The organism is Paenibacillus sp. FSL R5-0713 (assembly GCF_037973325.1).
In the GTDB taxonomy this organism is placed as follows: domain Bacteria; phylum Bacillota; class Bacilli; order Paenibacillales; family Paenibacillaceae; genus Paenibacillus.
Genome location: NZ_CP150229.1, coordinates 3,241,635 through 3,266,033, shown reverse-complemented (window position 1 = coordinate 3,266,033; position 24,399 = coordinate 3,241,635). Strand labels below are relative to the sequence as shown.

Below are 24,399 nucleotides of genomic sequence, written 5' to 3'. Positions count from 1 at the left end.
TTATTATTTACTGTATATTAACAATCAATGCTTTGCCTTTCCACTTGCAACATTTTCCTCCATCATTTTTTTCCAACCAGTAAAAGCCCTCTTTATACTTACCCTTTAGGTAAGCTTTACGAAACCCAATATTACATCGCAAATCTGAAAAAGGTACATTTACTTTAAAACGTATTATTTAAAATTTAAAACTCAAAAAAGCCGCGATTTCCGCGACTTCTTGTTGTACAGTTTTTTTATCATCTATTAATTTTCTCTGGTTGTCAATACAATCTCGAACTTAGAACCAGCTTCACCCGCAAACACAATGGTTCCGTTCTCAGGCAATACAATTTCATTTTTTCCACTGACCACTGTATGATTAATACCTACACCTGCTTGGTCATATACAGCAAATGCGCTGTTTGAAGACATCTTGACCGTCATTTCTTTACCTGCGGCCGATGCAGGAATTGAGTACCATGTAGCATGACCATTCGCTTGAATTGTTGTCTTCGAATGTCTTCCCGCATAGATCGGTTTTATGATATCTTGAGCGGCATAGACATTGCCTCCGGCTGTAACGTATTCCACACCATTTTCTTCATAGAAATTGAACTCCATTGTGTCACGTCCTGCTAATCCAGGAATTTGCAATTGGTTTACGGCTTGGTTAGCTCCCATAATTTTATTGGTGTAGATATAACCAGGCAGCTCATTAAAAGTATGAATGGGAATGATCGGCATAGCTGCATTGTACAATGTGGATGTGTATTTTTCATTGACCAACACGTATGCTTTGCCCTGCCGTTTCTGCCATGCTGCATTTACTTCTGCAGACAGTTCATTAGTTTCAAGCTTTTCTGCTTTATATTCAGAAGAAGCAACTTGTCCAAGTCCGGGAACAGACTGATACGAGCGAGACCACAAGTATGTGTTTCCGTTGACTTCCTGAACGAATTTGAGCTTTTCCGTACCCTCATCATTAATGAATGAGCCATCAGCGCTGTAAGTATATGTCTGATCTTGGCTGTTAGGAGAGGACAAGTTAGATAGCGTTAATGGTCCACCATCCTTCACGGCCAAGTTCAATAACATGTTTGCACCACCGCCATACGTACCCGTATGCTTTGTAAGTTCCTTCGGCATGGCTGCTTTTACCGGTACACCATGTGACTTCTCCGGTTTACGCTCTGAAATAATATTTTTTTCCTCAAGCGCACCAAGCAACAGTTCGGTTGCCAGCAATTGATCGGTTGAGCTGTGACCACCCGAAGAGGTTACGGCAGCAGCCATGTTATATTCCGGTAACACAATCAATGAGGAATGATAGGTTATCGTATTGCCACCTTTGCTTACAGCCTGAATGCCGTAATCATTAAAAGGAAACAGGTTCACGCTGTCCCATCCCAGGCCATAGCCAATGGACGAATCGCCTTCTTCCGGCCACATGCCTCTTTTGTATTCTTCTTGCTGCATGGCCTCTACAGATTGCTGTGAAAGAACCGTTTCAACCTCACCTGTAAAGATTTTCGAGAATTGGACTAGGTCTTCTGCGGTGGAATAGATACCTCCCGACCCAATCATATTGGTAGTCTCTAATGGAAGTTTCTCCTCTTGAGACGAGGAATATGTTGCTGCCATTTGGCTAAGGTCCACAATATCCTGCGGTGTTTTAGTATGATCCATCCCAAGTGGTTCCGTTATGTAACGGTGCATGAACGTGGTGAAACTCATGCCGCTGACCCGTTCAACCAGAATTTCAGCTAATGTAAAACCATCGTTACTATACACCGAGTATGCACCAGGATCGGCCTTCAGATGTTGCGTCGCCAATTGTTCCAGTAACGTATCATGTGCATAGGTATCATGATCTCCAAACAGAATTGCACTGTTACTTGACGTTCCGAGAAGTCCGGATGAATGATTCAGGAGCATACGTGGTGTAATCTTATCGTAACGATTGTCTTTCATTTTAAAGTCTGGGATATACTTCACGACAGGCTCATCAAGATCGATTTTACCTTGTTCCACCAGCTTCATTACGGCGGTAGCAAGTACCATTTTACTGGTTGAACCAATGCCATACATGGTATCAGACGAAAGCGGAATGTTGTTTTTTAAGCCATCTTTGCTGGCCTGACCGGAAATTACAATCTCGCCCCCATCCATCAGTGCGTACTGTACACTTGTCGTAGCGTATGATTCGGTAAGTATCTTCGCCTTCTCACTTGCTGCCTTTTTAGTTACATCATACGTAGGTCTACCACCATCACTGGTAGCGGGTGTGGCCATGGCCGACATTGGGGACATCATCGCAAGCACCAAGGTTATGGCTGCGATAGAACTTCGTTTCTTTCGTGTCAATCTCATCTTCTCCTGTCTAGTCTATGGATTAGGAATCTCTGTGGTAGTACTCCAGTAGTGTAACCGAACATGATGAACTGTCTATGGCTTGAATATGAATCGAGTATGAACCAGCCAGGAACGACCAAAATAAATTGAACACATGATAAAGAACCCTTTAGTACAACTCTGTTTTGTTTACAAATCAAACTTTTTCCATGATAATATATCAATCAATGGAGTGCCAATAACGACCGTAAATACATAATTAAAAGCAATCCATAACGCCCCATATTGGAGTTGAATTTATGCTAAAAGTGAATCGAGATGACCCTCGCCCGATCTGGCAGCAACTTTTGGATCAAGCGATTCAACATATTACAACTGGAAAATGGAGACCAGGTGAATTATTGCTCCCATCCCGCGAACTCGCCCAATTGATTGGTGTTTCACGGTCAACCATACAGATTGTGTACGAGGAATTATTCAGCCGAGGGTATACGGTAACTTCCCGTCGGGCAGGGACAAGGGTTAGTGATTGGGCATACGCACCGCGTTCATCAGAAGAAACCACGATCCAAGGGCCGCTTCCTCCCGAACTACCTGCACTAACCGAATCTATTGGTCATCTGCATCGTTGGTTCGGCAATAGAGACCGCCGTAAGATCGAGATAGACTTTAATCCCCACGAGCCTTATCTGGATGAAAGTTTCACAAAAGCCTGGAGGCAATCTTTTTTACAAGCTTCCACTGAACCCAATCTGGATCTTTGGGCTTACGGCGATGCCAGAGGTTTACTGGCGTTAAGAGAGCAGATTCAGCGTTATTTGTCACTTGAACGAGGCATTCATATCGAATTGGATCAAATCTTGTTAACGTCCGGTGCACAACATAGCATTGATTTAATCGCTCAGGCCCTCTTAAATGAGGGAGATAGAGTTTCCGTAGAAGATCCCGGCTTCCCTGCTGCTTGGATGGCAATGAAACACCGCCGGATGCAAGTCGATTCGGTTCCAGTCGATGAGTATGGATTATGTGTAGATCATATTCACCCAAAGACAAAACTCGTATATGTCACACCTTCTCATCAATGCGCAGCAGGTGTTATTATGTCAGAACCTCGCAGGCAACAATTAATGCACATGGCTGCTCATCATCGATATTGGATTGTTGAGGATGACTACGATAGCGAATTTAGGTACCGTGGAGATCCACTTCCGACTATATTCAGTCAGCAACCTCAGAATACGCTTTATATGATGAGTTTTTCCAAAATGGTTGCACCTGGCATTCGGCTATCCGCTATCATCGGGCCCAGAATAGCCATCGATCGTCTTACCCAAGTTCAAGAATTGACTTATCGTCATCTTCCGATTATGGAACAGTTAACGCTAACTCATTTTATTGAGCGTGGTCATTTTATGCGCCATATGAGAAGAGTTCGGAACATATACCGACGCAGACACGAAGTCATGACTAAAGCCATTGTTGCTTCTGGGTTAGGCTCACGATATACATTAAGTGGTGTGGAAACGGGATTACATATGCTTCTAGAATCAGAAATGTCATTTGATGAAGAAGCGCTGACGAATGCTGCTCTTGATCAAGGTGTGCGCGTGTATCCGCTTAGTAGATATTGCCTGGAGAGTCATCGAAAAGGATGGATATTAGGTTTTGCGAAAGTGGATGAGGATCAGATTGAGGAAGGCATACATCGACTTGCGAAGATTGTATTATGATGGAGAACATGCTCTCCAATTGGATTTGAAAGGATGTTTTTGCGATGAAAATTTTAGTGTTAGGAGCTACCGGACGGGTTGGAAGTCATTTTGTCGCTAGTGCCCTACGTTCCAATCATCAAGTAACTGCACTGGTAAGAAGCCCGGAAAAGGTACATATCAGCGATGACCATTTCGTCCTGCTTCAAGGAAACGCTCTAGCCAAAGAGGATATTCATCACGCCATTCAGGGTGCTGATCTCGTTGTTAGTGCCTTAGGTACAGATGGAACGACTACATTATCACAATCCACGAAATTAATTGTTGAGGCTATGGCTCAGGAGCATATCAGAAGAATCATTACCATTGGTACAGCAGGAATATTGGAAAGTCGAACGGATCCTGGCTTGTTTCGTTTTCAATCCTCCGAATCCAAACGTAAGTCAACGCGCGCAGCTGAAGAGCATCTGGAAATGTACAACATTCTCAAGGCCTCAGAGTTGGAATGGACGATTGTATGCCCCACCTATTTATATGATGGAGAATCGCTTGGTAAGTATCGGGTTGAGCGCAACTACTTGCCAGACGGTGGAACTTCAATATCTGTAATCGATACGGCAGAGTTTGCTTATCAGCAATTAATATCTGATGAGTATGTGCAGTCTCGTGTAGGAATAGCCTACTAGGGTATGTCTTAAACTTCACTTATGGTGTATCTATTCTGTTCAAAAAAATAAGTCTTCAATTTAAGCAAGCAACATTAAAAGCCTGCAATTGTAATCCATCAGGATCAATTGCAGGCTACATATGTTTCTGCTCTTAAACTATTCAAGCCCTTCATATAAAGGGAATTGCGAATTGATTTCGCGGACACTACCTAATATCTGTTTTTTGACATCCGAGTTCGTTGGATTCTTGAAGGCAAGCGCTATAAGCTGACCGATTTCTTTCATTTCCCTGCCTCCAAGCCCCCTTGAAGTCATAGCCGGTGTTCCAAAGCGGATACCACTCGTAACCAAAGGACTTGCCGTATCGTGAGGGATTGCATTTTTATTTGCCGTAATCCCTACTTCATCAAGTAAAGCCTCGGCTACTTTGCCTGTAAGATCAATGGATCGTAAGTCAACCAACACCATATGATTATCTGTTCCTCCTGATACAAGGGTGAGTCCTTCATTAATTAATGTTTCAGCCAATACTTTGGCGTTATCCAGAACACTCTCCATGTATGTTGTGAAATCAGGTTGTAATGCCTCACCGAATGCCACCGCTTTCCCCGCTATGACGTGCATGAATGGACCACCCTGAATTGCCGGAAATACAGCTTTGTCGATCGACTGTGCCCACGGCTCCCCGCACAAGATGGCTCCCCCTCGTGGTCCTCGTAAGGTCTTATGTGTGGTAGTTGAAACAAAATGTGCATGTGGTACCGGGTTAGGATGCAAACCTGCGGCAACAATTCCCGCTATATGCGCCATATCTACAAAGAAAAGTGCTCCCACTTCGGCGGCAATCTGGGCAAATAATTCAAACTCAATGGTCCGCGGGTATGCACTTCCACCTGCAACGATCATGCGTGGACGATACTTATGAGCAAGTTTACGTACTTCGTCAAAGTCAATACGGCCCGTATGTGCATCGACACCGTATGGAACAAAATTGTACAATCTCCCTGAAAAATTAACAGGACTTCCGTGTGTTAAATGACCACCATGGGATAAATTCATACCAAGGATTGTGTCACCGATCTCCACCGAGGCAAAATAAACAGCCATGTTTGCCTGAGCACCGGAGTGAGGCTGCACATTCGCATGTTCAGCTCCAAAAAGCGTTTTAAGGCGGTGATTCGCTATCTCTTCGACGGTATCGACATGCTCACATCCGCCATAATATCTTCTGCCCGGATACCCCTCCGCATATTTATTGGTCAATACGGAACCCGTTGCTTCCATCACAGCTTGACTCACAAAATTCTCTGATGCAATCAGTTCAATCGTATTCCGCTGCCGTGCAAGCTCTTGCTGGACAGCATTTCCTATGACTTGATCTTGCTTCTCCAAATGTTTCATGAACATCTTCCTCTCAATAATGAACTTATCTATTCGATCCAAATCGTTTTTTGGGAATTCTACTATTCATTAGTAGATGCGCCATCATTCCTGCAAATAGTCCCCAAAATGCACCACCAACACCAAGTAAGGTCACATTGGCTGCGGTCGCCAGAAAGGTAATCAATGCGGTTTCGCGTCCTTTAGGCTCCGTTAATGCATTCGCGAGACTGCCACCAATTGTTCCTAGCAACGCCAGTCCGGCTAATGTTGCAATAAAGGTAGCAGGAAGAATCAAAAACAGTGCAGCTAAGGTTACGCCAAAAATACCAACAAAAATATAAAAGATTCCACAAGCAATCCCCGCTATGTACCGTTTTGTTGCATCCTCATGTGCATCTTTTCCTGTACATATCGCTGCGGTAATAGCCGCCACGTTAAAAGCATGTGATCCGAATGGGGCTGCAAGCAGTGATCCCAAACCTGTTACCGCCAGAATGGGATTGGCACTTGTCTTGAATCCATCATTACGCAAAACTAGCATTCCGGGCATATACTGCCCTGTCAGGGTAATAATGAACAGTGGTAGAGCAACGCCAAGTAAAGCATTTAACGAAAACGCGGGGAAAACAAATACAGGCGAAGCGACCGCCAATTGGATCGTACTGAAGTCCGTTTTTCCCATACATATTAAATAAATCAAACCAACTGCCAATATGCCAACTATGGCGTAACGGGAAGTAAACCTTCTTAGCACGATGTAGGCGGCAAACAGCACAGTAACAAGCAAAGGATCAAGCTTAGCCCCTCCAAAGGCCGATATTCCAAACTGTAGCAAGATACCTGCTAACAATCCGGAAGCGATGCCTGGGGGAATAAGTCGAACAAAACGTTCAAACATGCCTGACATACCCAAAATAATAAATCCGACTGCTGAAATCATGTAAGCGCCGATAGCTTCTGGATAAGGGGTCACCGCTAATGCTGAAACGAGAAACGCCACACCCGGTGTAGACCAGGCTGTAATAATCGGTTCCTTGTATCGATAACTGAGCCAGATCCCCGTTACTCCAACCCCAATCGAGATGGACCAAATCCAGGAAGCCGTCATTTCCGGGCTTAAACCAGCCACTTTTGCAGCTTGAAACACAAGAATAAATGTACCCCCGTAATTAACAATCACAGATATTAAGGCGGCGATCATCGGTGAGATCAGATCGCGACCACGTAATGAAGCAGATGCTGTCTTCATATTTAACACGACCTCTCACTTAATCATCGATGCGTGTGTTTTCATTCCAGTAATATTCGTCTGGTAAATACCGTGGCCCAAATACACTTGTTCCTACACGAATCATTGTAGCTCCTTCTTCAATGGCGACCTGGAAGTCACCGGACATGCCCATCGATAAAATATCCATTTCTACACGCGGAATATTTTTCTCTTTAATTTGATTGCGAATACGGTTTAACAAACGAAAGCAATGCCGTGTTTCTTCATTCGTTGCATTCAGTTTTCCAATGGTCATTAAGCCCTTTACGTTCAACGTTTCGAATTGAGTTAATTGTTCTACAAGCTCAATGGCTGTTTCTGGAGAGGCCCCAAATTTACTTTCTTCGTAGGAGGTGTTAATTTGAACTAGAATGTCTAGAGTCTTATTCTCTTTGAGAAGCTGGTTATGTAACGCCTGACCCAGCTTCAGACGATCTACGGAATGAATGAGCGTAACATATTTAACAACGTCCTTTACTTTGTTTGTTTGCAGATGTCCGATAAAATGCCATTCTACCTGTTTGTTTTGTTCCATAAGTGGAAATTTGTCCCGAAGTTCTTGAGCTTTGTTTTCTCCGAAAAGGACCTCACCTGCTTGAATAGCCATTTGTAATTTCTCTAGCGGTACCGTTTTGGTGGCGAGCAACAAGGTAATGTCCGATATGTCACGCCCTGAGGCCTGACAGGCCAATGCGATTTGCCGTCTTACCGATTGGAGATTTTCTTCAACTAGATGTTTCATGTCATTCGCCTTCTTTCTATTCCGCACAGGAATGAATCATTAAGATAAGCTTCCTCCTTATGTATTGTGAAGATTGTGTAGAACGTCATGCTAGTATATCAATCAATGGATTGGTTATACATATCCAAAAACATTCTTTTGGAGCAATCCAAAACAATAAAAACTACCATTCAATTGGGGCACCTTTTGTAGGCTTTTAAACGCCAATAGGTCCATTTGATGTGATGTCCACACCTATAAAATGAAAAAAAGCCGCTAAATTAGCGGCTTGGTTATATCCCTATGCTCTTCTCCACAAGACGAGAAACATTGCATGTCATGATTTATTCGTTCACGTTTTCCTTCGTTACCAGCTTTAATTCAGCCGGGATCGATGGCTCCACCTGCTTGCCACTGAGCACATCCAGAGCAGCTTGCAGCGCCAGTTGACCAATTAGTACAGGCTGCTGAGCGACGGTTGCCGTCAATTTTCCATCTTTAATGGATTTGATTGCATCATCATTGCCGTCGAATCCGATGACCGGAATGTCTTTACCCGAGCTTTGAATCGCTTCAATCGCACCAAGTGCCATCTCATCATTATGGGCAAATACCGCTTGCACGTCCGGATTACCTTGCAACAAGTTCTCCATGACATTTAATCCTTTGGACCGATCAAAATCCGCAGATTGTTTGGAAACCACATCGAGTTGCTTGTCAGCCACTTCATGGAAGCCTTTACCCCGTTCTCTTGTTGCAGAAGCGCCAGGCACACCCTCAAGTTCAATAACTTTGGCTCCTTCACCGAGTTGTTCCACGAAGTATTCCGCTGCCATGCGTCCACCCTTAACGTTATCCGAGGCTACTAATGCTGCCACTTCGCCTTTGTCTGCGGAGCGATCCAGCGTGATCACGGGAATGCCCACACTATTGGCCGATTGAACCGCTGTGGAGATCGCTGCAGAGTCAGCAGGGTTAATCAGAAGTGCACTGACTCCTTGCTGAATGAGATCATCCACATCATTGGTTTGTTTGGCCGAATCGTTCTGTGCATCCACCACGATGACCTGTACTCCCTGTTTTTTGGCTTCAGCCATGACCCCGTCCTTTAGAGATACAAAGAATGGATTGTTTAGCGTAGAGATCGACAAACCTATTTTTTTCTGTCCGTTACTTTTGGAAGGGTCAGGTTTGGCCCATTCCGGTGGTTCCAAAGAGCATCCGGCCAGAACGATAATCATCATCACACTTACAAATGTTATTGTCCACTTTTTCATATTCGCTTCTCTCCTTATGCTGTTTTCTTGCGGTCCAGCAGGACGGCAATGGCAATGACGATACCTTTCACAACCATTTGGTAAAATGAGTTTACTTCGAGCAAATTCAATCCATTATTCAGTACGCCGATAATCAGAACACCGATCAGGGTACCGACGATTCGTCCACGTCCTCCGGCAAGACTTGTACCACCCAATACAACCGCTGCGATTGCATCCAGCTCATAGGATGTACCGGCCGTTGGTTGTGCTGAATTCAACCGAGATGTCAAGATTGCACCTGCCAGAGCAGCGAGCATGCCTGTCAGGGAGTAGATCATAAATTTCACGCGATTAACTTTGATACCCGAGATAATGGAAGCCTTCTCATTACCGCCGATGGCGTACGTTTTGCGTCCAAAAGCCGTTTTATGCAAAATAATCCATAGAATCATAAAGGTAATCAGCATCGTGATTGCAGGTACCGGAATGCCCAGCAGGTATCCACGGCCGAACAGTTGGAACAACAGGTTATCCCCTAGTCCTGTAATTGGATTACCATTTGTGTACACCAACGTTAATCCTCTAAATATCGTCATGGTTGCCAATGTAGCGATAAACGGAGCCATTCTTCCTTTGGTAATCATCAGTCCATTCACCATACCCATGACACCACCGAGTGCTACCCCGATAATGATGGACAAGATTGGATCCAGACCGGACAACATCATGTTTGCTACAAAAGCACTGGATAAAGCCAGGATCGATCCAACTGACAGATCAATTCCACCCGTCAGGATAACAAACGTCATACCGAAGGCAATCAGTGCATTAATCGAGACTTGACGCAATAAATTCAAGATATTAAGCGGTTCCAAGAAACTTGGATTCAACACCGATACGATGAGAATAAGAATGATTAAGCCGAGCAGCGGTCCCAATTTTTGTATCACGCTTGAGAAACGGAACCCGCTTTTAGCCGTTTTATTTTCCTGCATTGTTGTCATATCACTGTCCCCCTGTGGCCAATGTCATAATGTGTTCTTGTGTTGCTACTTCCCTTGCAACCTCGCCACTGATGTGTCCTTCATGCACAACTGCGATCCGGTCGCTCATGCCAAGCACTTCAGGTAGCTCCGACGAAACCATGATGATTGCAACCCCACGGTCTGTAAGTTCATTCATCAATTCATAGATTTCGCGCTTCGCTCCGACATCCACTCCGCGTGTGGGTTCATCCAGAATAAGTACGCTTGGACCAATACCAACCCATTTCGCGATAACCACCTTCTGCTGGTTACCCCCGGATAGATTCCTTGCCGCCGTATCGGAGGATTGTGTTTTGATCTGAAGACGTTTGATCAATGTATCCACGAAATCTTGTTCTTTCGAAGCGGAGATGAAACCTTTGCTCGAGAAACTGAACAGATTCGTCAACGCCATATTCTCGCGAATGGAGAAGTCTAATACCAGCCCCTCATCCTTCCGGTCTTCGGTAATAAATCCAATTCCATGTTTCACTGCATCTGCCGGTTTACGAATGTTCGCTTTTTTGCCGCGGATGAAGATTTCACCGCTATCCAACGTATCCAAACCAAAGATTGTTCTCATAATCTCGGTTCGCCCAGAACCCATAAGTCCTGAGAAACCGAGGATTTCTCCCGCTCTCACCGTGAAGTTAATATTCTCGAACAATCCTTTGCTGCTGGCATTCCTTACTTCCAGAACAACTTCACCATAAGAAGGATTCCGGACAGGATAACGCTCGGTAAGTTCACGACCTACCATTTTCCGTACCACTTCATCAAAGCTTGTCTGTGGAATGGGCTGAGTGTCCACCGTTCTGCCGTCACGCATAATGGTAATCCGGTCACAGATCGTGAATATCTCCTCCATGCGGTGAGAAATGTACACGATGGATACTCCGTCCTTCTTCAGTGAGCTGATTACACCAAACAGTTTCTGTATCTCGCGCTCCGTGAGGGCGGCTGTTGGCTCGTCCATAATGATAACCTTGGCATCTGTCATAAGTGCTTTGGCGATTTCTATCATCTGCTGCTGCCCGACAGAGCATTCTCCCGCAGGACGTTCCAATGGGATGTCAACGGACAACTTTTCAAACTGCTCTTTGGCAAGCGCTTTCATCTGTCTCGTATTAAGCAGCCCCAAGGATGATGTCATTTCCTTACCAATAAAGAGATTATCCAGCACTGTCATTTCAGGCCACACGTTTAGCTCCTGATGTATAAAGGTGATCCCTAACTTCTCTGCTTCCTTCGGACTTACAAAATAGTTTTCTTCTCCGTCTATTCTGATGGTTCCCTGATCTCGCTCATGGAGACCAATCAGAATGTTCATCAGTGTGGATTTGCCGGCTCCATTCTCCCCCATTAAGGCATGAACCTCACCGTCTTTTAGTTCAAAATCCACTCCGCTCAGCACCTGATTGGTGCCAAACGCTTTATGAATGTTTTGCATCTGAATATGCATTACGCAACCTCCTTTTAACCGAAATGGACTCCCGATTGTAAAATGCAATTGGCATACGGTGTCGCTTCGCCTGTGCGGATGACCGCTTTCACCTGTCGAGTTAATACTTTGAATTGTTCGTGACTGACGGAAGCATCGATGGCTTCCTCACTGAACTTATCCGTGATGAATTGCATAGCTGCAGGATTGCCTTCGTGAATTTCTTCTGCCACAATAATTTTCTCAATGACCATATCTTCTGCGATAAGCTCCACGACTTCCTGAAAACTGGGTGTTCCCAGTTTGAGGGCCAGATCGATTTTAACAACTCCGTCCGGTACGGGCAGACCTGCATCCGCAATCGCAATCATGTCCGTATGACCCAGATCAGACAGAATTTTGGAGATGTGACTATTCAACATGCCGTATCTTTTCATTACAAGCTCTCCTCTACTTCATCACGCGTTGGCATGCCGCCCTGCGCTCCGAACTTGGTGACTGACAACGATGCAGCCCGATTAGCGAAGCGTATACTCTCTTGCAACGGTTGACCTTCAGCCAAAGCAACTGCGAATGCGGCGTTGAACGTATCCCCTGCACCAGTCGTATCGACTACCTGCACCTTATAAGTTGGGACTAGAATTTCCTCTGTGCCATCAAAATAACGAACCCCTTTACTGCCTTCCGTGATGAACAGTTTGTTCGCATATTGGCGCAATGCCTGTGCCGGACTCATACCGTGAAACAAAATCTCGGCCTCATGCTCATTTGGTGTGATATATGCAGCGTTATCAATAACTTCTTGCGGCAATTTTCTCGCCGGAGCTGGATTAAGCAATAATGGTGTTCCGAACTCCGCACACATTGCACTGACATGAACAACAGTTTCCTCCGGGATTTCCTGCTGAATCAGTACGATATCTGCATTGCGGATCACTTCCGCTGCTTCATCGACGTATGCAGGGGTGACTTCGCGATTCGCCGCTTCAACCACTACGATACTATTATCACCTTCCGCCAGAATGATATGAGCCGTTCCACTTTCCAAATGTGTAACCGGTTTCACATTTTGCGTATTTACAGCATTTGTTCTGAAGTTCTCTAAAATATCTTTGCCAAAAGCATCGTCGCCTACCCGGCCGATCATCGCAACCTCAGCCCCCAGTCGTGCAGCAGCGACAGCCTGATTGGCTCCCTTACCGCCAGGGACCGTTTTGAAGCTGTTTCCGAGAACGGTTTCACCCGCCCCCGGCCGTCTTGACGAAGTAACAACCAGATCCATTGAACTGCTTCCAATTACACATATTTTAGCCATCTGATCTCACCTTTCTCGTAGTGCCTCGTTCGATGAAGCTTACGGGCAACTGTATGTTTTTGTTCTCTATTGCAGCTTGTTCCACAAGCTTGATAAGTAATCCCGCCGCTTCTCTTCCCATCTCGTATGCTGGCTGATGGATGGTGGACAATGCCGGCGATAACAGGCTGCTCATCGGTATATCATCGAAACCAATCACTTGGACATCATCAGGAATCTTCCTTCCAATTCGTGAGGCCTCATGCAGTACTGCCATGGCTGCGATATCATTACTGGCAATCACCCCATCTGTGTCCGCATACTTCCTGAATAATTCTTCAGCCCATATACCTGCCTCGTTAATTGAAAATGAGGTCGTCTGGATTACCCGGTAATCTAACCCAGCATCACGGATAATTTCTATCGCCCCTTCAAAGCGATCCTGAGCTGGTCTGATCTGTGACGGTCCTTGCATAACTGTGATCCGGCGACTGCCGCGTTGGATAATCTCCCTTGCAGCTAGTCTTCCACCTTCCCTGCCATCCGCATACACGGATGGACGATCCAGTGATGTTCTATCCAAAAACACGACGGGAATCTTCAGGTTTTTATATATTGAAGAATGAGGGTAGTTCGTTGAAGAGATTACACCGACCACATTGTTCTGGATAAACGTCTGAATGTAATCCTGCTCCTTCCGTTCATCCTCATCACTGTTTCCGAATATCAGTCTATAATCCTGCTCCTGCATCCCATCCTCTACACCGCGAGCCAACTGCGGAAAGTAGGGGTTGGCAATGTCCGGCAACAACAGGCCAATCAGTTTGGACTTGCGCTTATATAATGAGCGGGCCACTTCATTTGGCGAAAAGTTAAGTGCCTTCACAGCATCTTCCACTTTCTTGCGTGTATCCGCGTGAACATAACCTCTATCATTGATGACTCTGGATACAGTGGCAACAGATACGCCCGCCTGTTGAGCTACGTCTTTAATTGTTGTCATAAGTTGCTCTCCTCTATGTGTAACCGGTTACAGATATTAAATTATCATATTACTTTCGATTTGACAAGCGCTTTCATTCTGGAAATTTCTCCAAGTAAACATGAAAGTACATTGAAAATTCATCAGTGACTTGGCTTCTTCCCGTCTTATTTACTCTTCTCAGCTATATTAAGGAGTTAATTATCATTACAAATATTAGCGATATGTGGTATGGTCAGTGAGGATATTAGATACATACATATGTGCATAAAATGTGAGGAGAAGATTGAAAGTGACAGACAGAAATACCCTTGAAAACCACAAACCGAGTAAATTTAGTGATCCCATTTTCGTCATGCTTATAGCGAGCCTTTGTTGCTTGTTATGGGGTAGTGCGTACCCGTCCATCAAACTTGGATATATCGCATTTAACATTCTGCCGGAAGACATTGCTTCCAAATACGTCTTTGCCGGATATCGATTCACACTGGCGGGCTTGCTGCTATTACTCTTGTCTCGTATCGTTCGAAAAGAAAAGCTGCAATTATCCAGGACTCAGTGGACAAGCCTTATCATGTTAGGTATATTGCAAACCGGTTTGCAGTATATGTTTTTCTACGTTGGCGTAGCTAATACGACAGGTGTCAAAGGTTCCATTATGAACGCAACGACGACCTTCTTCAGTGTTGTTCTTGCCCATTTCATCTATAAGAACGACAAATTAAGCAGAAATAAAATCGTTGGCTGCTTGCTCGGATTCGTTGGCGTCATTATCGTAAACTTCCATACCGATCTGCTTACTTTTTCCTTTTCATTTACAGGCGAAGGTTTCATTATTTTAGCAGCCCTTGTGTTTTCCGTTACAGCCCTTTACGCAAAACGTCTCACCGCGACCATCGATGTTCTAATCATTACAGGGGTTAGCCTGTTCATTGGTGGACTGGTGCTTACGCTGTTAGGTCTATTACTCGGCGGACGAGTCACTCATTTCACCCTGGAATCCACCAGTAATTTGATCTATTTGGCCTTGCTGTCATCCGTTGCATTTTGTCTATGGAATATGCTTCTTAAGTACAATAAGGTCGGAAGAGTATCTGTATACAACTTTCTTATCCCTGTGTTTGGTGCATTGTTATCAGCGTTATTCCTCGGTGAAACGATCTTGGAATTGAAGAATCTGGCCGCATTGTTGTTCGTATCCGTTGGCATCTACTTGGTTAATCGTGTACGTTCTGTACAAAGCGCCGAGAACACACCAATAAAATAACTAATAGTGTATCTTATGCACATTAAAAAAAGCCGCTAATTAGCGGCTTTTGTTTGTTTATACAGTCCCATGAATATTCAATTCTCTGGATTATACCACTTAATATATACTCGTAAAGTCAATCAAGTCCTCTTCTTCCTCATAGTTAAATACAATGGCGTGATTACCCAAATGATATACCATCTCATAACCACCTACGACTTCATTGTAATATTCTGAGGACGGTTTCCCCATCCATATTCTCACATTCCATGGCGAAAGATTTTGCTTCTCATTGTACAGGTCAAAAACGGCAATACGTGATTTATTGGTAAGCTCGTGCATATATGAATCGAATCCAACGCCGAATTTAGAGTAATAATAGAACGCTCCCCATTCTTCGTTAGAACGAGAATTGGGTTTCCCCAGCTTTTTTTGTGCATTTTGAAGCGTCATGCCAATCTTGATGTCCGTTCGCCCAGGCAATGCACCCTTTAATGCAGCGTCCTTCAGGCTTTTCAGGTAAGCACGATCGCCAACACCCGAGTTCGGCCAATCTCTTGTACGAAGGTTGCGCGTATCTTCCAACCGCATTTCCAATTTGTTCACATTCAGCTTAAACGTATTAACGCCATAGACGAATTGAAGGTTGTTGTAATTTTTGAACTGCACTCGGGCACCTGTAAGAGTACGAATTCCACCATCTCTGATCGCGGAGTATGCATCGTCAATTTTTTTCCCCTTATTATCGACATATGTGACACGGCGTAATTCCCCGGAACGAACGATATACGTTTTCACTTCATTGAAATTAGAAGTTCCCCAGTCCGTGATCATCAGCATATCTGGTGTACTCGCCTCTTTGCCTTTCACAACGAAGTTCCAGGTTTGAGGCAAAATAATCGTATTCAGATCCAGTTTTGCTGCTTGCACTGTTCCGTATGCTGCACCTTTTTTCAGCAAGGCCGCCCGATAGGTTCCAGTGTAACTTTTATCTCCTTTTTTATTTTTCGTCCAACCATTTTCCTCGGTCAGCGTGCTCTTCTGTTCATCATAAGCAAAAATATAAACCGTGTATGCCGTTTGCTTGGCATCACGAAGCGTAAATGAAAGCCGGCTCATACTTTCCAGCTGTTTAGCTGAGATTTGCTCTCCTTTGGCAGCGGCATTGGGCGGCAGCAGGAGCAATGCGCTCAGAACATAGCTGATTAAGGTAAGTAAGGCAAGTGAAGCCCATTTTGCTTTGTATTTAGGGTGTATCATTGATGACTCTCCTCTGAGTAATAAAATAAACATCTAAAATCTCATTTCTAATTTTTAATCGTGCATAATCTCAACATTTTAATAAGTCTTGCTAGAGTGTACTTTTGATCAAACTATGTAATTAATATAGGTTTATGTTCAATAAGCATATCCTCCTACTAGTACTATTTTCCTAAGAATGATAACATACCCTTTCTAATAAAGAAATATATATCAATCTATTTTTTTGTTATTAATCCATATAACATAAAAAAGCCGCTGATTAGCGGCTCTTCTTCCATATTTCAAAACGATATAATTTATAGACAGGAGTATATCACATTACGTAAGCGTCGTTGAACATATCCTTCCTGACTGTTCAGCAAATGCTGGGCATACATGACCGTAAGCTCTGAATCCGGATCAATAATAGCCATACAACCAGCAGCACCACTCCATCCAAATTCACCAAGCGGGCTCAGCGAACCACTGCGTGCTTTCGAGATATGTGTACGGACACCTAGTCCATAGCCGTATCCATACATATGATCCCACGAATAATCACCGCGAGTCATCTCGTTCAGATGATCCGTTCGCATCAGTTCCACTGAAGCTTGTGACAAAATGCGCACACCTTCAGGACTTGTACCACGTCCAGTAAGCGCGTTCAGAAACCGTGCATAATCGCTGACGGTTGATAACAACCCAGCGCCACCGCTCTCCAGCTCGGTACCTACACGGAATCCATTCCCATCCATACGTACAGCCTTTTCAAGTTCGTCATTGTATGCATATTGCGGAATAAGGCGTTTCTGCTGCTCATCGTTCAGATTGAACGTTGTGTCGTTCATACCAAGTGGTCCGGTGATTTCGTCCCGGAGATACGCACCAAAGCTTTTACCACTGACGACTTCCACCAAGGCTCCGAGCACATCATGGCACATGCTGTAATTCCAATGTGTTCCTGGCTCAAACAAAAGCGGTTCCTTCGCTAGCGCTTTCGCGAATTCACGTGTTGGCAATGTTCCGTGGGTGTTTTTTACGGCTTCCTGAATACTTGGACTACCTACGTCATAGGAGAATCCGGCGGTCATGGTGAACAAATCGCGTACGGTAATGGCTCTTGTCGCCTTTTCCAGTCGAACCTCTCCGTTTACCATCGTTTTCTTCACCGTCATATCGGCATATTCGGGCAAATAATCGGAAAGTGGATCACTTAGCAGTATTTCACCTTTCTCCACTAGTTGCAGTCCTGCCACACAGGTCATGATTTTGGTCATGGAGTATAGATTGAAGATTGCTCCATCGCTAATAGGCGTTTTGTCCTCCAGATTGGCGTAACCATTACGATAATGGAAAACAGTATCATTTCGATGCATCACCAATACCTCTGCCCACGGTATACGCCAGGATGTCATGCGGTCAATAAATGTAGCAAGTGGTTTAAAGTCCATTTTTTCCCGTCCTTCTATGTAAAATCGTTTATCATTTTGCGATGTGGTCCATGTTCACTCCACAATCCACATAGTAATAATATACGACCTTTTACAACGATTGACCACCTTCTATATCCTCTCTTTTGTGCAACTACCATACACAGTCCTCTGTGTTACAAAGCTTCGCATGAATAAGCCGATCCCCTAAAGGATCAGCTTAATTTTGAACTTTTAGACCTCGCCGCGTCTGTTTTCAACCGATTTCATACGGTTTTGATCATCTGGTACACGGTCAACACTGAACTCTTGGCCAGCTTCAACTTCACCATGACCTGAGATATTTCGGGAAAAATTAGTGAATTGCTTTTTTTGCTCATCCAGCTCGTGTTTTTGCTTCAGAAGCTCTTGCGGGTCCTGATTTGTCATTATACTAACCTCCCATTAATGAAACCATATTATTTGTTCGCACTACAGAAGTTTTCCATAAGTGAACTGTAGTTATGCATGAGGTTCAGAATCCTTACATAAAATGAGCTCAAGCTTCCATTAGCAATCAATAAGTGAAAGAGCATGTTTAGCCGTTTCACTATGGAGAGGGTGCTTGTTCAGAACTGTGCACATCGATTACAGAGGAGAGAACAACTAATGAAACGTCTGCTCTTATCCTATCCGCTTAGCGTAAATACTCCCGTATATAAAGATAATCCCCCAGTTGAGATCCAGCAGCAATCAAGCATAGCTCAAGGGGACCCGTATAACCAATTTATCATCACATCCCTCAACCATAGCGGCACTCATATTGATGGGCCTTGGCACTTTAATCCCAAAGGCAAAAAACTGAGTGAGCTTCCATTAAACGATTTTATTTTCTCTCATCCTACGATCCTCGACATTCCCAAAAGTGATGACGAATTGATTACCAAAGCCGACCTGGAGCCCTATGAGCACCTGATTGCAGGCTCTGACTTGCTGCTCATACGTACAGGTTTTGGGAAGCTTCGTTCCTCAGACCCTGTTCGTTATAGTGATCATAACCCTGGGTTTGCCGCATCAGCTGCCAGTTACCTCATGGTGTTTGATTCACTACGAGCAATCGGCATGGATATGATCTCTGCGGGATCTTCACTTCATGAGGATGAAGCTATCGCTTTTCATCAGAAGATCCTGGGAAAAGATCGTGTGGATGGCAAATTCATTCTAGTCATTGAGGATATGAATTTAAACCAGGATTTATCAGATATCGGTGTTGTTTATGCTGTGCCTTTGTTTGTTGAAGGGGTTGACAGCAGTTTCAGTACCATTTTCACTGAAAAATGTTAGCTGGAGCAGCCCGAAGTATTCATAAACAATATGTAGTGTATACCAAAAAAACGCGCCAAGAGATCCTCTCTGGCGCGTTTTTTTATAGTGATTACGTTGTTAGTGAATATCTTTCTTTTTGAAATTGCCACCTCTTACTTCAGCTACATCGTATACAACTACAAAAGCAGATGGGTCAATTTCATGAATGATATCTTTAATTTTGCTCTCTTCCATCCGGTTAATGACACAAGTAATTTCCTTGAATTGTTCATTGGAGTATCCACCATACGCCTCGGTGTACGTTGCACCACGACCTAGACGGTCACGGATGGTTTCAACCATGATCTCAGGTTGAGTGGTAATAATTTTAAACGTTTTGGAGCCGCTTAATCCCTCTTCAACAATATGTATTACTTTGGAAGCAATAAAATACGCAAGTCCTGACAAAATCGCTCCTTGCAGACCGAACACGGTAGAAACGACAATAAAGACAAACATGTTGAGAAACAGAATGAGATCACTGGTTCCAAAAGGTACTTTGCGCGAAAGAAGTACAGCCAGCATATCTATGCCGTCCAATGCCCCGCCATTACGTAATGCAAGACCCATACCGAAACCGATGATAATCCCGCCGACCACCGTAACGAGCAAGGTATCCCCTTCGATGATCGTTGGTACATGGTGCATCAGACTGGTGCTGATCGCCAGTGACGCAATACCGATGATTGAATATAATGCGAAGCTTTTACCAATCTGCTTGTACCCGAGCCATACAAACGGAATATTAATAATCCCGATGAGCATCCCCAGCGGTAATCCAAACAGCTGTGATCCTACGATACTCAGACCTGTGACACCACCATCTGAGACATTATTCGGGATCAATATGGCTTCCAGGCCATAAGCCGTTATAAATCCCCCAATGATAATCAATAATACTTTGGAGAGGATCTTTAACTTGTTTGACTTTTGTTTTCTGTTTTGATGCATTCCATTTCCTCCTTGATGAACAACCGATAAAAAACAGTCTATAATAAAAATCACTGTTTTGGCAAATAGATCGGCATTGTGTGTGTTACATCATTGCCCGATGAACGTGCGGTACGACGAGATTTTATGCTCAAGCATCTCATCGGCTGTGTTAAGGATATGCATCTGTTTTTGAATCGACTCTTTATGATCCTCCAGCAACTTTAGCCGATCTCCCGCTGTATGCTCCCCTTCCTGGAATAAGGATGCATACTTCTTAATGGTTGCAATAGGCATCTGAGTCTCTTTTAATTTGATCACAAATTGAAGCCATTTCAGGTGGGACTCGTTGTATCGCCTGTCTCCACTCGCATCTCGGAGAGGTGTTACAATCTGTTCTTTCTCATAATAACGCAACGTATGTGCACTGATATGTAGTAACTCGGCCACTTCACCAATAGTATGCATGGTTAACCTCCCCTCTATATTCGAGCTTGACTTAGAGTAAGCTCTAATCAGTATAATCAACTCGTGCTCACATCACAATAAAAAATGAAATCAGATCCAGGAGGAATTCTCATGAAATACACAGTGATTACCGGTGCCAGTTCAGGTATTGGATATGAAGCGGCTTTAGCTTTTGCAGCTCGTGGCAAAAATATGATCCTGGCAGCACGCAGAACGGATGAATTGGACAAGTTAAAAGGAAAAGTGGCTGAAATCACTCCTGATCTAGATGTTGTCATTCGTACAGTGGATCTATCCATTGGCACTAATGTGCATGAATTCTATGAAAGTCTTAAAGCTTATTCCATTGAGACGTGGATTAACAACGCCGGATTCGGGAATTTTGCTTCCATTGGCGAACAACACCTGCCCAAAATTGAGCAGATGCTTCATCTAAATATAGAAGCTCTTACGATTCTTTCTTCCCTGTATGTACGTGATTATGCAGATGTCGATGGCACACAGATCATTAATATTTCCTCTGGTGGAGGATATACCATTGTAGCCGATGCAGTAACTTACTGTGCAACCAAGTTCTATGTAAGTGCCTTTACAGAAGGGCTTGCGCAGGAGTTGAAAGGCAAGAATGCAGCAATGCAAGCCAAAGTGCTCGCCCCTGCTGCAACCGAGACGGAATTTGCGAAACATTCCTTTAATGTAGACGAGTTTGAATATGAGGGTAGAGTTCCTAAATTCCATACGGCGGAACAAATGGCTGGTTTTCTGCTGGAGCTGTATGACAGTGAGAGTGTAGTCGGCATTGTGGATGGCATGACCTATGACTTTGAGCTAAGAGAACCGATCTTTCCTTACGCCGCAAGAGCAGCCTCAAAACCAGAAAATTAACCCGAAACTGTAGTTTAAACCGAGTCGCCTGATTCCATTTAGACATCACCTAACCTTACTGATAGACATCGATGATAAACATCATTACATCTAATCATTAAAACATCATTGGACGTTAAAAAGGGAACCTGTCTCCAGGCTCCCTTCTTTTTTATAAACAATTCTATATTAATACCTTCTATATAATGAACGTTTATGCCAGCCTCATTTTGAAATCCTGATATCCGAATTCGCGAACAACTTCGCAATCGCCGTCTTTTCTTTTAACTGCAATCGCTGGAAGCGGCATGCCGTTGAACGTGTTGGTTTTCACCATGGAGTAAATCGCCATGTCCTCGAATACCAGACGGTCACCTTCTTGTAAAGGCTGATCAAACGAATAATCCCCAATCACGTCACCAGACAAACAGGTTTGTCCACCAAGGCGATACAGATGAGCCTTCTCTCCCACCTCTCCCGAACCAATCAGCGGCGGGCGATATGGCATTTCCAGCACATCCGGCATATGGCATGTAGCTGAAGTATCCAGAATGGCGATGTCCATGCCATTTTTATGGAAGTCCAGCACTGAAGTCACTAGATAACCCGCGTTCAGCGCAACAGCTTCTCCCGGCTCCAGATATACTTCCAGGCCATAATCATTCTGCATACGCTTGATGCAAGCTTCCAACCTTGGAATATCATAATCTTCACGCGTGATATGGTGTCCACCACCGAAGTTGATCCATTCCATTTGCGGCAACCATTGTCCGAACTTCTCGACAACCGCGTTCAACGTAGTCTCCAGATCGTCAGAATTTTGCTGACACAGTGTGTGGAAGTGCAGTCCGGAGACACCTTCCAACAGATCTGCTTGGAAATCCTCTTGTTTCGCGCCAAAACGTGAACCCGGAGAACACGGATCATAGATCTCGTGCCCTTCTTGGGTAGAGCATTCAGGATTGACGCGCAAGCCGACCTTACGGCCAGCCTGAAGCGCCTTATCCTTGAATTTGGCAAGCTGTGAAAAAGAATTGAAAATAATATGGTCGCAGATGGAGATAATCTCGTCGATCTCTTCTGCGCGGTATGCCGGAGCAAAGACATGGTTCTCTTTGCCCATTTCCTCGTGGCCCAGACGTGCTTCATACAGACCGCTCGCCGTAGCACCGCTCAGGTATTCTCCAATCAGCGGATACATCGCAGTCATGGAGAATGCTTTTTGAGCGAGCACGATTTTGGCACCTGTACGCTGCATAACACCGTTCAGGATTTTCAGGTTTTTCTCGATAAGCGCCTCGTCAACAACAAAACATGGTGTCGGTAATTGCTCGAACCGCATTTTAACGAACAAGCTCCGATTCTTTAACTTCTTCTGGCAGCTCATCAACGAGTACCGGGTTGAAGTCTTCTACCCATGGGAGACCCCATTTGTTCAACTCTTCCATGAATGGATCCGGGTTGAATTCTTCTACATTGTATACGCCTGGTTTGTTCCATTTGCCTGTCATGACCATGGCCGCACCAATCATAGCTGGAACGCCTGTTGTGTAAGAGATCGCTTGGGAACCCACTTCTTTGTAGCACTCTTGGTGATCACAGATATTGTAAACATAGTATGTTTTGTCTTGACCATCTTTTTTACCTTTGAAAATACAACCGATGTTTGTTTTACCTACAGTACGTGGTCCAAGGGATGCTGGATCAGGCAGTACTGCTTTCAGGAATTGCAGTGGAATAATTTGTTTGCCTTCATATTCAATAGGCTCGATTGAAGTCATGCCTACATTTTCAAGAGCTTTCAAGTGAGTCAGGTAGCTTTGCCCAAATGTCATGAAGAAACGGATACGTTTCAGACCTGGCATGTTTTTGGCCAAAGATTCCAATTCCTCATGGTACAACAGGTACATGTCTTTCTCGCCAACTTCTTTGAAGTCGTAGACACGTTTGATTTCCATCGGTTTCGTTTCGATCCATTCACCATTTTCCCAATATCTTCCGTTCGCAGAAACCTCGCGAATGTTGATCTCCGGGTTGAAGTTCGTAGCGAACGGATAACCGTGGTCGCCACCATTGCAGTCCAAGATGTCGATGTACTCAATCTCGTCGAAGTAATGTTTCAGGGCATAAGCGGAGAATACACCAGTCACACCTGGGTCAAATCCACTTCCGAGCAAAGCAGTGATGCCTGCTTGTTCAAAACGCTCTTTGTAATCCCATTGCCAGCTGTATTCAAACTTCGCTGTATCATGTGGCTCATAGTTTGCTGTGTCCATGTAATTTGTTTTCGTTGCAAGGCAAGCATCCATGATGGTCAGATCTTGATACGGCAAAGCAAGGTTCATCACGATATCCGGTTTAACTTCGTTGATCAGAGCGATCAGTTCGTCAACATTATCAGCATCTACTTGTGCTGTCGTAATTTTCGTTTTTCCGCCGTCCAGCTTGGCTTTGAGCTCATCACATTTGGATTTTGTACGACTCGCGATGCAGATTTCCTCAAAAACTTCGCTGTTTTGAACGCATTTGTGTACTGCCACGGAAGCAACGCCGCCGGCGCCGATGATTAGTGCTTTTCCCATTTTACATTCTCCTATCCCAATATGTATTTTTTTTAATTGGTTTAATTTGGTTTGATACAGTGACGACAACAAGACAACAAAAAAAGCAAGGTGAAAAATGCCCGCAATCGCGCATCATCACACTTGCTTATCGATATACATCATAAAAAAGACGTGAAGTCTCCATGACCAAAAAAGTTCGCAAGAATTCCTTTGGCGGAAAGC

At 44.3% G+C, this 24,399-nt stretch carries 22 protein-coding genes; 5 read left to right on the top strand and 17 right to left on the bottom strand.

Going from position 1 to position 24,399, the window contains the following annotated elements; genetic code table 11:
• Nucleotides 1-246: 246 nt before the first annotated feature.
• The gene (locus tag MKZ12_RS14675; RefSeq protein ID WP_339261144.1) at nucleotides 247-2,352 is read right to left on the bottom strand and encodes a serine hydrolase domain-containing protein; all 2,106 of its coding nucleotides are present in this window, start codon (nucleotides 2,350-2,352) and stop codon (nucleotides 247-249) included.
• A 281-nt stretch (nucleotides 2,353-2,633) separates the two neighbouring features.
• Between MKZ12_RS14675 and MKZ12_RS14670 the strand changes: the two genes are divergently transcribed.
• Nucleotides 2,634-4,064 carry a PLP-dependent aminotransferase family protein gene (locus MKZ12_RS14670; protein ID WP_339261142.1) on the top strand — a complete coding sequence of 477 codons (1,431 nt, stop codon included), beginning with the start codon at nucleotides 2,634-2,636 and terminating at the stop codon, nucleotides 4,062-4,064.
• Between the two features lie 44 nt (nucleotides 4,065-4,108).
• On the top strand, nucleotides 4,109-4,729 hold the full coding sequence (locus MKZ12_RS14665) for an SDR family oxidoreductase (RefSeq protein ID WP_339261140.1): 621 nt from the start codon (nucleotides 4,109-4,111) through the stop codon (nucleotides 4,727-4,729).
• A gap of 138 nt (nucleotides 4,730-4,867) precedes the next feature.
• On the opposite strand, the gene glyA is transcribed toward MKZ12_RS14665, so the two are convergent.
• From glyA to MKZ12_RS14620, 9 genes are all read right to left on the bottom strand, one after another.
• Nucleotides 4,868-6,112, bottom strand: coding sequence for a serine hydroxymethyltransferase (gene glyA / locus MKZ12_RS14660; protein ID WP_339261138.1), 1,245 nt, complete (start codon nucleotides 6,110-6,112; stop codon nucleotides 4,868-4,870).
• A gap of 25 nt (nucleotides 6,113-6,137) precedes the next feature.
• A complete protein-coding gene (locus MKZ12_RS14655; protein WP_339261136.1) occupies nucleotides 6,138-7,343 on the bottom strand; it encodes a benzoate/H(+) symporter BenE family transporter in 1,206 nt (401 codons plus the stop codon).
• A gap of 19 nt (nucleotides 7,344-7,362) precedes the next feature.
• Nucleotides 7,363-8,106, bottom strand: coding sequence for a YggS family pyridoxal phosphate-dependent enzyme (locus tag MKZ12_RS14650; protein WP_339242635.1), 744 nt, complete (start codon nucleotides 8,104-8,106; stop codon nucleotides 7,363-7,365).
• A gap of 323 nt (nucleotides 8,107-8,429) precedes the next feature.
• On the bottom strand, nucleotides 8,430-9,362 hold the full coding sequence (gene rbsB, locus MKZ12_RS14645; RefSeq protein WP_339261134.1) for a ribose ABC transporter substrate-binding protein RbsB: 933 nt from the start codon (nucleotides 9,360-9,362) through the stop codon (nucleotides 8,430-8,432).
• A 14-nt stretch (nucleotides 9,363-9,376) separates the two neighbouring features.
• Nucleotides 9,377-10,348 carry a ribose ABC transporter permease gene (rbsC, locus tag MKZ12_RS14640; RefSeq protein ID WP_339261132.1) on the bottom strand — a complete coding sequence of 324 codons (972 nt, stop codon included), beginning with the start codon at nucleotides 10,346-10,348 and terminating at the stop codon, nucleotides 9,377-9,379.
• A gap of 1 nt (nucleotide 10,349) precedes the next feature.
• Nucleotides 10,350-11,831, bottom strand: a complete 1,482-nt coding sequence (locus tag MKZ12_RS14635) for a sugar ABC transporter ATP-binding protein (protein ID WP_339261130.1) — start codon at nucleotides 11,829-11,831, stop codon at nucleotides 10,350-10,352.
• A 14-nt stretch (nucleotides 11,832-11,845) separates the two neighbouring features.
• Complete coding sequence (gene rbsD, locus MKZ12_RS14630) at nucleotides 11,846-12,247, bottom strand: D-ribose pyranase (protein WP_339261128.1); 402 nt, start codon at nucleotides 12,245-12,247, stop codon at nucleotides 11,846-11,848.
• Nucleotides 12,247-13,125 (bottom strand): ribokinase, encoded by an 879-nt coding sequence (rbsK, locus tag MKZ12_RS14625; protein WP_339261126.1) that lies wholly within the window; start codon nucleotides 13,123-13,125, stop codon nucleotides 12,247-12,249. Before rbsK ends, rbsD begins: the two co-directional genes overlap by 1 nt.
• A complete protein-coding gene (locus MKZ12_RS14620; RefSeq protein ID WP_339261124.1) occupies nucleotides 13,118-14,107 on the bottom strand; it encodes a LacI family DNA-binding transcriptional regulator in 990 nt (329 codons plus the stop codon). Before MKZ12_RS14620 ends, rbsK begins: the two co-directional genes overlap by 8 nt.
• Nucleotides 14,108-14,378: 271 nt before the next feature.
• Here MKZ12_RS14620 and MKZ12_RS14615 point away from each other — a divergent pair, with 271 nt between their 5' ends.
• Nucleotides 14,379-15,353, top strand: coding sequence for a DMT family transporter (locus tag MKZ12_RS14615; protein WP_339261122.1), 975 nt, complete (start codon nucleotides 14,379-14,381; stop codon nucleotides 15,351-15,353).
• Nucleotides 15,354-15,452: 99 nt separating this feature from the next.
• Here MKZ12_RS14615 and MKZ12_RS14610 read toward each other — a convergent pair whose 3' ends face one another.
• From MKZ12_RS14610 to MKZ12_RS14600, 3 genes are all read right to left on the bottom strand, one after another.
• On the bottom strand, nucleotides 15,453-16,595 hold the full coding sequence (locus MKZ12_RS14610) for a DUF4309 domain-containing protein (RefSeq protein WP_339261120.1): 1,143 nt from the start codon (nucleotides 16,593-16,595) through the stop codon (nucleotides 15,453-15,455).
• A 299-nt stretch (nucleotides 16,596-16,894) separates the two neighbouring features.
• The gene (locus MKZ12_RS14605) at nucleotides 16,895-18,028 is read right to left on the bottom strand and encodes a serine hydrolase domain-containing protein (protein WP_339242624.1); all 1,134 of its coding nucleotides are present in this window, start codon (nucleotides 18,026-18,028) and stop codon (nucleotides 16,895-16,897) included.
• 213 nt (nucleotides 18,029-18,241) lie between these two features.
• The gene (locus tag MKZ12_RS14600) at nucleotides 18,242-18,436 is read right to left on the bottom strand and encodes a hypothetical protein (protein ID WP_339261119.1); all 195 of its coding nucleotides are present in this window, start codon (nucleotides 18,434-18,436) and stop codon (nucleotides 18,242-18,244) included.
• A gap of 219 nt (nucleotides 18,437-18,655) precedes the next feature.
• Between MKZ12_RS14600 and MKZ12_RS14595 the strand changes: the two genes are divergently transcribed.
• Complete coding sequence (locus MKZ12_RS14595) at nucleotides 18,656-19,330, top strand: cyclase family protein (RefSeq protein WP_339261118.1); 675 nt, start codon at nucleotides 18,656-18,658, stop codon at nucleotides 19,328-19,330.
• 99 nt (nucleotides 19,331-19,429) lie between these two features.
• On the opposite strand, the gene MKZ12_RS14590 is transcribed toward MKZ12_RS14595, so the two are convergent.
• A complete protein-coding gene (locus MKZ12_RS14590; protein ID WP_339242619.1) occupies nucleotides 19,430-20,302 on the bottom strand; it encodes a YitT family protein in 873 nt (290 codons plus the stop codon).
• A 90-nt stretch (nucleotides 20,303-20,392) separates the two neighbouring features.
• On the bottom strand, nucleotides 20,393-20,749 hold the full coding sequence (locus MKZ12_RS14585; RefSeq protein WP_339242617.1) for a MerR family transcriptional regulator: 357 nt from the start codon (nucleotides 20,747-20,749) through the stop codon (nucleotides 20,393-20,395).
• 111 nt (nucleotides 20,750-20,860) lie between these two features.
• Between MKZ12_RS14585 and MKZ12_RS14580 the strand changes: the two genes are divergently transcribed.
• A complete protein-coding gene (locus MKZ12_RS14580; protein WP_339261116.1) occupies nucleotides 20,861-21,634 on the top strand; it encodes an SDR family NAD(P)-dependent oxidoreductase in 774 nt (257 codons plus the stop codon).
• A 193-nt stretch (nucleotides 21,635-21,827) separates the two neighbouring features.
• Here MKZ12_RS14580 and nspC read toward each other — a convergent pair whose 3' ends face one another.
• Both nspC and MKZ12_RS14570 read right to left on the bottom strand, forming a co-directional pair.
• Nucleotides 21,828-22,955, bottom strand: coding sequence for a carboxynorspermidine decarboxylase (gene nspC / locus MKZ12_RS14575; RefSeq protein WP_339261418.1), 1,128 nt, complete (start codon nucleotides 22,953-22,955; stop codon nucleotides 21,828-21,830).
• 1 nt (nucleotide 22,956) lies between these two features.
• Entirely contained in the window at nucleotides 22,957-24,195 is a 1,239-nt protein-coding gene (locus tag MKZ12_RS14570; protein WP_017688530.1) for a saccharopine dehydrogenase family protein, read from the bottom strand.
• Nucleotides 24,196-24,399 lie beyond the last annotated feature (204 nt).

What these genes read in the sequence shown, in the direction of transcription:
- MKZ12_RS14675 (WP_339261144.1), bottom strand. Translation starts at nt 2,352, where the DNA reads ATGAGATTGACACGAAAGAAACGAAGTTCTATCGCAGCCATAACCTTG.
- MKZ12_RS14670 (WP_339261142.1), top strand. Translation starts at nt 2,634, where the DNA reads ATGCTAAAAGTGAATCGAGATGACCCTCGCCCGATCTGGCAGCAACTT.
- MKZ12_RS14665 (WP_339261140.1), top strand. Translation starts at nt 4,109, where the DNA reads ATGAAAATTTTAGTGTTAGGAGCTACCGGACGGGTTGGAAGTCATTTT.
- glyA (WP_339261138.1), bottom strand. Translation starts at nt 6,112, where the DNA reads ATGAAACATTTGGAGAAGCAAGATCAAGTCATAGGAAATGCTGTCCAG.
- MKZ12_RS14655 (WP_339261136.1), bottom strand. Translation starts at nt 7,343, where the DNA reads ATGAAGACAGCATCTGCTTCATTACGTGGTCGCGATCTGATCTCACCG.
- MKZ12_RS14650 (WP_339242635.1), bottom strand. Translation starts at nt 8,106, where the DNA reads ATGAAACATCTAGTTGAAGAAAATCTCCAATCGGTAAGACGGCAAATC.
- rbsB (WP_339261134.1), bottom strand. Translation starts at nt 9,362, where the DNA reads ATGAAAAAGTGGACAATAACATTTGTAAGTGTGATGATGATTATCGTT.
- rbsC (WP_339261132.1), bottom strand. Translation starts at nt 10,348, where the DNA reads ATGACAACAATGCAGGAAAATAAAACGGCTAAAAGCGGGTTCCGTTTC.
- MKZ12_RS14635 (WP_339261130.1), bottom strand. Translation starts at nt 11,831, where the DNA reads ATGCATATTCAGATGCAAAACATTCATAAAGCGTTTGGCACCAATCAG.
- rbsD (WP_339261128.1), bottom strand. Translation starts at nt 12,247, where the DNA reads ATGAAAAGATACGGCATGTTGAATAGTCACATCTCCAAAATTCTGTCT.
- rbsK (WP_339261126.1), bottom strand. Translation starts at nt 13,125, where the DNA reads ATGGCTAAAATATGTGTAATTGGAAGCAGTTCAATGGATCTGGTTGTT.
- MKZ12_RS14620 (WP_339261124.1), bottom strand. Translation starts at nt 14,107, where the DNA reads ATGACAACAATTAAAGACGTAGCTCAACAGGCGGGCGTATCTGTTGCC.
- MKZ12_RS14610 (WP_339261120.1), bottom strand. Translation starts at nt 16,595, where the DNA reads ATGATACACCCTAAATACAAAGCAAAATGGGCTTCACTTGCCTTACTT.
- MKZ12_RS14605 (WP_339242624.1), bottom strand. Translation starts at nt 18,028, where the DNA reads ATGGACTTTAAACCACTTGCTACATTTATTGACCGCATGACATCCTGG.
- MKZ12_RS14600 (WP_339261119.1), bottom strand. Translation starts at nt 18,436, where the DNA reads ATGACAAATCAGGACCCGCAAGAGCTTCTGAAGCAAAAACACGAGCTG.
- MKZ12_RS14595 (WP_339261118.1), top strand. Translation starts at nt 18,656, where the DNA reads ATGAAACGTCTGCTCTTATCCTATCCGCTTAGCGTAAATACTCCCGTA.
- MKZ12_RS14590 (WP_339242619.1), bottom strand. Translation starts at nt 20,302, where the DNA reads ATGCATCAAAACAGAAAACAAAAGTCAAACAAGTTAAAGATCCTCTCC.
- MKZ12_RS14585 (WP_339242617.1), bottom strand. Translation starts at nt 20,749, where the DNA reads ATGCATACTATTGGTGAAGTGGCCGAGTTACTACATATCAGTGCACAT.
- MKZ12_RS14580 (WP_339261116.1), top strand. Translation starts at nt 20,861, where the DNA reads ATGAAATACACAGTGATTACCGGTGCCAGTTCAGGTATTGGATATGAA.
- nspC (WP_339261418.1), bottom strand. Translation starts at nt 22,955, where the DNA reads ATGCGGTTCGAGCAATTACCGACACCATGTTTTGTTGTTGACGAGGCG.
- MKZ12_RS14570 (WP_017688530.1), bottom strand. Translation starts at nt 24,195, where the DNA reads ATGGGAAAAGCACTAATCATCGGCGCCGGCGGCGTTGCTTCCGTGGCA.